Below are 1,551 nucleotides of genomic sequence, written 5' to 3' on the forward strand. Positions count from 1 at the left end.
GCAGCCGGCTCACCTCGCCCCGGCCCGCGGGATCCGCCCCGAGCTCGACGCTGCGGGCCGACCGGCTCAGGCGCTGGAGGACACCCGCGCAGTGGGCGGCGCTGGCGGTTCTGGCCGCCGTACTCGTCATCGCCAACCAGGGCGAACGGTCGAAGGGCCAGTCCGACACGCCCCCACCCGACGCGTCCGGCCCCAGCCGTCCCCCACGATCCACCGGACCGGACCCCTTCTCCACCGGCCCGGCAGAACCCGGCAGGAGCCAGTCCGAGCCCGGTACATCACCGGATCCGGCAACGCCCACCGCCGGTGCGCCTCAGTACGCGGTCACCATCGAGAAGCCCGCCGACGGCCCGGTTCCCCGCTGCATCGACCTCTCCGGCCAGGGGCAGCCGGCCCAGGGGCACCAGCTGTGGATCGGCATGCGCGTCGACAAGGAATTCTTCCTGCTCAGACCGGTGAGCCAGGACAGCACGGCCGGTACGGGCCGCTGGAGCGCCAAATCTGTGACCGTTGGCTCCGAAGAGGGAGCCGGTGCCGACTACGCCGTCGCCGTACTGGACGTCACGCCGGACCTGTCCACCACCCTGACCCACCTCACGGTCGACGGCCAGCCTGACAGCCTCTGGCGCATCGCGTTCCCCTCCTACCCCGCCGGAACGATCATCAAGGTGGAACGACCGCTCCATCGGAACGCTGCCGAGCAGGCCGGCTGCTAGGGTGACGTCGAAGAGCCGGGCACGCCAACACCTCGGCTCCGGCAGTCTGAAGGTCGCGCGGACCGGCCTGCTCGACCGGCCGTGCACCGCGGAAGACCGTGACGGCCGCCCCCGCACCGCGGCCCTGCGGAGCAGCCGCCTACTCACTGCTGTGACGGGCGCCGAAGGCCGGCCGCTCAGGCCACCACCCGGGGTCGGGCCGTCCGCGCAGCCTCCGCCTCCGCCGTCGCCGTTCGCGCGAAGGCCCGTACCGCCGCAGTGTCCTGGCCCGCGCGCCACACCAGGCCGAAGCCGGCCGGCTCCGCGTCGGTGACCGGGACGTAGGCGATCCCGGGGCGGGCGTGGTACGTGGTGGCGTGGGCCGAGGTCAGCAGCGCGCCGTCTCCCGCCGCGACCAGCATCAGCGCCTCCTGGAGGTTCAGCACCTCCGGGCCCCGCTCGATCGGCCGCCCGAGCGGGGTGCGCGTCGGGGCGTGGTGCTCGCGCGCATACGCCGGCAGGTCTCCGGAGACGGTCAGCAGCGGGGTTCTCGCGAGGTCCTCCAGGGTCGCGGAGGCCAGGGCCGCCAGCGGGTTCCCGGGGGCCACGGCCAGCACCCGGCCCTCCGTGATGAGCGCGAGCCCCTGCACCAGGTCGGCCTCGCGCACGGGGAACTCGGTGAACGCCAGGTCGTAGGAGCCGGCGCGCAACTGCCCGTGCGGGTCGGTGAACGGGGCTTCGCACACCTCGACGGCGATCCCGGGGTGCGTGGCGCGCAGGGCCCGCGCGGCACGCAGGACGAGTTCCCCGCCCGGCGGGGTGGTGAAGCCGACGTGCAGCACTCCGTCGGCGGCGC

At 74.3% G+C, this 1,551-nt stretch carries 1 protein-coding gene and 1 pseudogene; one reads left to right on the top strand and one right to left on the bottom strand.

Annotated features, from left to right (window positions below; genetic code table 11):
* A pseudogene (locus tag AB0O29_RS35780) lies at positions 1-716 on the top strand (hypothetical protein); the annotation flags it as partial.
* 176 nt (positions 717-892) lie between these two features.
* On the opposite strand, the gene AB0O29_RS35785 reads toward AB0O29_RS35780, so the two are convergent.
* Positions 893-1,551, bottom strand: a 659-nt coding sequence (locus AB0O29_RS35785; RefSeq protein WP_365160578.1) for a LysR family substrate-binding domain-containing protein, incomplete at its 5' end; no start/stop codon positions are given.

This window comes from Streptomyces sp. NPDC089915, assembly GCF_040684675.1.
GTDB lineage: Bacteria > Actinomycetota > Actinomycetes > Streptomycetales > Streptomycetaceae > Streptomyces.